General features: G+C 60.2%; 3 protein-coding genes and 1 pseudogene. 2 read left to right on the top strand and 2 right to left on the bottom strand.

Translation table 11 applies throughout. The features are described from left to right. Window positions 1–4,062 (bottom strand): pullulanase X25 domain-containing protein (locus tag ACT3TS_RS19260; RefSeq protein ID WP_444533146.1); only part of this gene is annotated, 4,062 nt, incomplete at its 3' end. Window positions 4,063–4,835: 773 nt separating this feature from the next. On the opposite strand from ACT3TS_RS19260, the gene ACT3TS_RS19255 reads away from it, so the two are divergent. Next, window positions 4,836–5,330 carry a hypothetical protein gene (locus tag ACT3TS_RS19255; protein WP_444533145.1) on the top strand — a complete coding sequence of 165 codons (495 nt, stop codon included), beginning with the start codon at window positions 4,836–4,838 and terminating at the stop codon, window positions 5,328–5,330. Between the two features lie 11 nt (window positions 5,331–5,341). Beyond that, entirely contained in the window at window positions 5,342–5,851 is a 510-nt protein-coding gene (locus tag ACT3TS_RS19250; protein WP_444533144.1) for a hypothetical protein, read from the top strand. Window positions 5,852–6,354: 503 nt separating this feature from the next. Here the strand turns inward: ACT3TS_RS19250 and ACT3TS_RS19245 are convergent. After that, window positions 6,355–7,004: pseudogene (locus ACT3TS_RS19245) on the bottom strand (ATP-binding protein); the annotation flags it as partial.

Here is a 7,004-nt window from a genome sequence, read left to right as displayed (position 1 = left end):
AATCGTGGCGAGGTCAAAGGTGGGCAGGAGGTGCACGGTGTTGATGCCTGCTGCTGCGAGTTCCCGGAGCTGGGCAGTTCCGGCGCTGTCGCGGGTGAAGGCGCGGTAGGTGCCGCGTTCTTCTTCCGGCACTGTGGTGTCGCCAATCGAGAAGTCACGCACGTGCAGCTCGTAGATGGATCGGTCAACCTGTTTTTCGATGACCGGGGCCGGCGTCTTGGCCCACTGCTCGGGTGCCCAGGCGGGCGCGTCGAGGTCGACGGCGATCGAACGGGTGGAGTTCGTTGTCAGGGCGATCGAGTACGGGTCCGTTGCCTGGTTTGTTTCGACCTTGCCCGTCGAATGGGCGTAGACGTTGACCTCCCATAGATAAGGTGCGTTCTCCGCAATCACCGTGGGTGCGGCCGTCCACGTTCCCGCTGCGGCATCCCACGTGGCGGCTGTGCGTGCAGGCTCTCCCGAACCGTCTGCGGGCCATGTCAGCAGTGTTGCCTGCTGGGCGGTGGGTGCCCACAGGGTGAAGCTGGGGCTGGCTTGGCTCCACGTGATTCCGAGCGTGTGCCCGGCCAGGGAGCCGGCATACAGGCTGTCCAGAACACCGGGGAGCTGCACGCCGGTGTAGGCGCTGAGCGCTCCGTGACTTGTCTGGGCGATTTGCAGCTGCTCCTTGAGCAGCCCTGCCGTTTTCGCCCGGTCCGTGGCTGCGGGGCGCAGAACGATGTAACCGGTTTTGAGTGCCGGAAATGTTGCAAGCTGCTCAGGTGAGAATCCTGCGGAATCGTAGCTGAGGTCAATGGCGCTGCCGCCGGAGACGGCACCGTCTGCAATTTCCAGTGCTGCAGAGGCTGAATGGAACAGCTGCCACGACGCGTCCGCAGCAGGGACCGGGCCGAGCAGTGCTGTCGGCCAGGCCAGGGTGTTTTCGTCGATCCACTTGCCTTGCAGCGTGCCGAGACCGGCGAGCGGAGAATCGGCCACGTCGATCTCGAGGATGTGCGTTGCCAGGGTGTAGCGGAAGATGATTTGCTTGCCGGTGCTGGCAGAGAACGCAAGGTTGTCGCCGCCGGGAGCACCGCCAACGCCGTAGTTTTCGTCCCAGCCAAGGCCATGCGCAGTTTTGACGGAGTAGTTGCCGGCCGCAAGCTTGTCGGTCGAGAACTCGTAGACGCCGTCACCGTCGCTGTCGTGCATGGATGTTGCAAAGCAGGCCGGCTTCCAGTCTTCACTACAGCCGAGCTGCTTTTGAAAATCACCGGCAAGCGTGATGATCGGTGCCTGCGAACTGTTTTGGGCGATCTTCGTGACGGGGTTCCAATGGAAGGTGACCGGTCCGCCGTCGTGCGTGTAAGCCAGGTTCTTCGCATCGCCACTGGAGTCACCGCCGGCGCCGTAGGCCAGATTCCAGCTGCCGTTCAGGGCGACCTTGTACTCGTAGTCGCCTGCCGGCAGCTCGAACGTGCCGGTGTAGATGCCATCTTCGTTCTTGGTGAGCTTTGCCGTTTCACAGGCCGGCTGCCAGTCGGCAGAGCAGCCCATGGCGACGTTGTGGTTGCCGGGTACTGAAACCATGCTGATCTCAGTCTCGGGCGTCTCGGCCTCCTCCGTGTTCACGGCGAATCCTGCGGAGCCGTAGCTGGAGGCGGCGCTGTGGTTGCCTGCCGCATCCGTTGTCACCGCGCGGTATTCAACGAGTGTGCCGGCCGGCAGTGCTTCGCTGTCGTGGAACACTCGGGGCGCGGTGCTCTCCGCGGTGCCGAGCGGTGTCCATTCGTCGCCGCCCACAACCCGGTAGGCGAAGCTCGTCTCGGCCCAACCGTTCTCGTCGATGCTTGCGCTCACGGCCGTGTTTCCGGTGAGGGCAGCACCCGCGGCGGGGAGGGTGAGTGCGATGTCAGTGGCAGCTTCGGGTGCAGTGACGCCCTTGTCGGCACGGTACACAACCGCGCTCATGGCTGGCACGGTGATGGTGGTGGCCCCTGCATCGTCGCTCTGCACAGCCGAGTCGGCACCGTAGAGGGGCTCGAATCCGCCGTCCTGCGTCAGCGTGGTCACCGCAACAGTTTTTTCCTCGGTGGCGTTGTTCAAGGCAACCAGGTATTCCACCTTTTCGTCCCGGTCAACGCGGGAGAACGCGTAGATGCCTGCCCCGTCCTCGGCATAACGCTGGATCTGTGCGCCCTGTGCAAGGGCGGGGTGGTCGGCACGGAGCTTGGCGAGTGCCGCAATGTGCGTGTAGAGGGGAGCCTCCGTGTCGAAGCGGTCGGCGGTGCCATTTGTTTCGCCCGTGACGAGCTTCTGCTCTGCGTATTCAGCCACCTGTGTGCCAAAGAGGCTCTGGCGCGAATTCTTGTCTTTTCCGTCGCCCTCGCCGGCGAAGCCCTGTTCATCTCCGTAATAGATCACCGGTTGGCCGCGGGTGAGGTAGAGCAGCTCGTGGGCGAGTTCGTCGCGTTCCAGGGGGTTGGCGGTGTTGTTGGCGAAGTAACCAATACGACCCATGTCGTGGTTGCCGAGGAAGGTGGGCAGCGCTGTCGGCGAGCTCTTCGTCGTCGTGAAATGGTCATCCCCGGCAAAAAGCGTTTGCAGTCCCCGTGCGGAGTTGCCGGTGGCATAGCCCACCGCGCCGTCTTGGAAGGCAAAGTCGAGAACCGAGTTCATGTCGGTCTCGCGCACATACGGGGAAAGGATCTTCTGGTCGGCACTGTAAACCTCGCCAAACATGAAGAAGTCATCCTTGCCCTGTTCGTGGGCGTAGTCGAGCACACCCGTGGTCCACTTCTGCCAGAATTCAAGGTTGACGTGCTTGACGGTATCGATGCGGAACCCGTCGATGCCGAAATCGACCCAGTCCTGGAACACCTCGACAAAGCCGTCGACGACCTTCGGGTGTTCGGTCATGAGGTCGTCCAGGCCGTTGAAGTCACCGTATGTTTCAGACTCACCCGACCAGATGGAGTCGCCACGGTTGTGGTACAGCGTGGTGTCATTCAGCCACGCCGGAACCTTGAGGTTCTTCTCAGCGTCCTGAACTTTCGGCGTGTACGGGAAGCTGGTGGCCGGGTCGAGATCGGGGAAGCTGTCCGAGCCTGCAAAGTCTGCGGGATCGAAGGGTGCCCCTGCGGCGTCCTTGTAGGGCGCATCCTTCTTTTCCAGGTAGGAGTATTGGTTTTGCTCGTTGGCAATAACGTCGGCCGTGTGGTTGGTGATGATGTCGAAGTAGACCTTGATGCCCTTGGCGTGCGCCTCGTCGATCAGTGCGGACAGTTCGTCGTTCGTGCCAAGGTGTGGGTCGATTTGAGTAAAGTCAGTCACCCAGTAGCCGTGGTAGCCGGCCGAGGCATCTGCTCCTTCGCCCTGCACCGGCTGGTTCTTGAAGCTCGGCGTCAGCCAGATGGCGGTGGTGCCCAGGCCTTCGATGTAGTCGAGCCGGTTGCGCAGGCCGGCGATGTCGCCACCGTTGTAAAATCCCTTGTCGCTCGGATCGTAACCACTTTGCAGGCGTCCTCCCGTGATGCCCGCCTCGTCGTTTGAGGTGTCACCGTTGTCAAAACGGTCTGTCATCACAAAGTAGAAATTCTCGCCCGAACCGGCTTGGCGGACGGGAGCCGCGACCAGTGCATCGTCGGCGTCACTGTAGTCTCCGCGCAGCTCAAGCGGCTGCACGCCGATTCGTTTCGTGGTGTCGTCAAAGGTGACCCGGATCCTGCTCTCCCCCGCAAGCGCCAGGGGAATGTTCTCGCTGCCGTGGCCATAGGCCTCATCCATGGACTTGTTCACGGCAACTTTGTAGTTGAAGGAACCAGCGGGAAGAGTGAAGTCTGCAGCGTAAACGCCGGCAGTGCCGGTCTCTGCCAGTTCCGTCTCGGGGCATTCCGCTGCCCAGTCAGCCGCGCAACCAAGTTCGTCCTGCAGGTCGCCCACGAAGGTGAACACCCGGTCGTCCGCCGCATCGGCTCCCGTGGCTGTGGCGATCGTGAATGCAGGTGCCAGCAAGGCTGAAGCTGCCAAAGCGCCCGAGATCGCCAGGGCAAGCGATCGTCGGGCGCGCAGATATTCTGTCATCTTTGACTCCAATAGTGATATGGCGCACAGGGCGCACAGCAATGCCTGTGACGCTAGCAGCGCATGAAACCTTAATGCAAGCGTTTCCATATAATTACGCTTGATTGTCGAAGATACTGCCCAATATTGTTGATTAAGCACTGGAAGCGTTTACAAAATTGACAGGTCAAGTTCCATGGCAAGTCGCGGAGGTGTACGATCCCAAGCTGCCTGTCACCAACGAAGTGCTCTGACCTGCGGTGACACTCAGTCCCAGATCACCGATATTCCCAGTTTCGTGTCACTTTCCTACGACACGCATCGTCGCCGATGAAAATAGCGGCTCAAGTTTCCCAGCGAGACGGCCAATCTGCCTGGGACCAGGAGAGCACTAGCGAACGTTGGGCCGGCATGGTCAGAGCCAAATCAATGGGCTCATGTGGGCCTGAAATCCTGTCCCGTATAACGCCCGGTCATCGGGCATTAAGTCGGGCAGGGTATACGGCAATGGGCCTCCTGTAGAACCATGCAGTTTCGAAAAATTCCGAAGTGCTCTGCACACGTTCCGGCGAAGGATCGGCTTACGGGACTGTTCGTCGGTGACTGTCCGGACGGACCCCTTGCGGGTGCTTCTTGCGAGGACGGGACGGCGGGCGATTGACCACCCGCATGAACGACCGAGGCTATTTTCCAGAAAACGAGCTCTTGTGTAGCGCCTAGGGCAACGGCTAGATTTACGTCGTCTGTGATTATCGATGGCGATCGTCACGACACTTAGGGCAGAGGGGGACCCCATGAAGATCCGTAAGTTTTGGACGTTGATTGCTGCCTTCCTGATGGCAGTAGCTGTCGGGATGTCAGGCCAGGCAGCGTCCGCTTCATCGCTCACGTCGGAAACAACGGTAGGCGTCACCACCGTTGCCGCGACCCAAGGTCAAGACACGGCCCTGATGGCGGCGGCATACAGGCCTTATACGTCGGCGAATTTTCGGTACAACCTGATCCAGCGAACCGGTTACGACCCCGGGTCGCGGTGCCAGGCGCACCACACCATGCCCCAGATCTACAACGAGTACTTCGGCCCTAAGGGCATTCAGATCCATGACCCGAGCTTCGGTCTGTGGTTGGTTTCGACTGCTGGGGTGGCCAACAACCACTCCGCTCTGGCCGCCGCGTACAACCGTGACTGGAAGAGATGGATTGACCAGAACCCGAACGCGACGAAGGCAACCGTGCTTCAGTTCAATGCGGCGATTACGGCCGTTTACGCGGGGTTCTACCGTTGCTGAAAGGTGAGCGTATGTCCGAGTGGGTTCGTATAGGGGCCAGATCAAGACGCAACGATGTGTGGCTCACCGTCTGCGGACAAGGTAAACCGAAGATCACCGGAGAACCCTGGTACATGCCCGACGGTGTCTCCAGTGTCTACCCGTTCATCGTGGACTGGCGTCCTGAAGAACTTCCGTTCCCGGTATGGCTTGCTCCCTACAACGGAGGTAAGAAGTTCGGTGACTTGCTGTGGACCGGTGGGATAGCGTTGAAGATTGCCTCCACTCGTTTCATCGAGGCACTTCTCGCAGCTGAGGTCACCGGTTACCGAACCTTCGACGTCGAGGTTCGAGACCACGCCGGCTCGCCTCTCGAGGGATACACCGGCTTCGCGACCGATCCGTCCCCGGGGTCTGACATCCAGAACCTCTACGGCCAGCCATATCAGAACTATGCTTTCATCGCCACACAGCGTGTCGTCAAGGCATTGCACGATCACGGAGCTGACCAGCTGGAGATCAGCCCCTACACCCCCGACTGACGTCGAACCCCTCGCGCAGAGAACGAATCGCGCGACCACAACCTGGTGTCGGAACACACACCAGTCTCAGGCGCCGCGGCCACAAGGGCGGGAGCGCCTCAGCATCACCGCGCCACCACAGCGAACCATGGGAGGACCGACCCACCGCCTGCACACACCCACCCGCGTCACCGACAGCGAATATAGCTCGCCTCGAGCGAACGGTGAACGTGCACAGCCCCTGAGGGTACCGGGAGACGCAGAGCTGGTGATATGGGCATCCCCATTAGCCCTACAGTACGGTTCGACATCAAGGAACAGCTGCGCCAATTCGCGAAAGCCGGCAGGTGCCCGGTGAGGGTTACGCCAACGACACAGTGATACTTCTTCGACCACTAAAGCCTGCAATCCTCGGAAGAAGCGCCCCATCGTGGGTCTGAACTGAGGCCTAAACTTAGGGCTTTTCGTGCTTCTCCCTAGTGGGCAAAGGGCGGTTGCCATTGATTACTTGCAGCCTTACAGCATCAAATTCCGGCGATATACTCACGCAAGCCGGGGATGGCGAAGTCAATCAGTCCACGGCCTGCGGGTTGGACGAGCCCAGCGTCGATGAGCCGGGCTCGGTAGTTGCCGATGGTATTTTTTGCGTCTCCGAGGCGCCTTCCAATATCAGCCGTGTTCGATGGCCCATCATCTTCAGACATTGCCTGTAAGAACTCGATATCCTTGGGCGATGCCGTGGCCAATGCCGCAGCTAGGACTACGCGAGTGTTTTTCCGGTGTGCGGCAGCTAAAGCCAGATCAACGCCTGCTGCTGTCAGCGGGGCTTCTGTGGACTCCGCTATCTGCCATAAGTGGTATCCCACCAGTTGTATGAGGAATGGGTAGCCTCCGGTTGATTCGGCTGCTTTCCGAATAAGTTTCGACGAAATTGGGTGTTCTAGGCTTGCAAACGTTTCTAGGTAGGAGTCTTCAACCTCGCGGATTGCCGCGGCATGCAAGTCGATTCGGTCGGCTCTGCGGAGGAATGTTGCGACGCCCTCATTGAGCAGATCGGAGACGGCGGCGGGCAGGCCTGCAAACAATAGAGCAATTGGCAGTCCTTGGCGGATAAAGTGCTGAACGAAGGCGGCCAGTTGTGCAAGTTCATCACGGTTGGCGCCGTGAATCTCGT

The sequence above is a fragment of the Specibacter sp. AOP5-B1-6 genome (genome assembly GCF_052376555.1).
Lineage (GTDB): Bacteria > Actinomycetota > Actinomycetes > Actinomycetales > Micrococcaceae > Specibacter.
The sequence above is the reverse complement of the archived record's forward strand: the minus strand, read 5'-3'. Positions and strand labels throughout refer to the sequence as shown.

Bases quoted from the DNA above. Each gene is read 5' to 3' on its own strand.
- ACT3TS_RS19255 (WP_444533145.1), top strand. From the start codon at position 4,836: ATGAAGATCCGTAAGTTTTGGACGTTGATTGCTGCCTTCCTGATGGCA.
- ACT3TS_RS19250 (WP_444533144.1), top strand. From the start codon at position 5,342: ATGTCCGAGTGGGTTCGTATAGGGGCCAGATCAAGACGCAACGATGTG.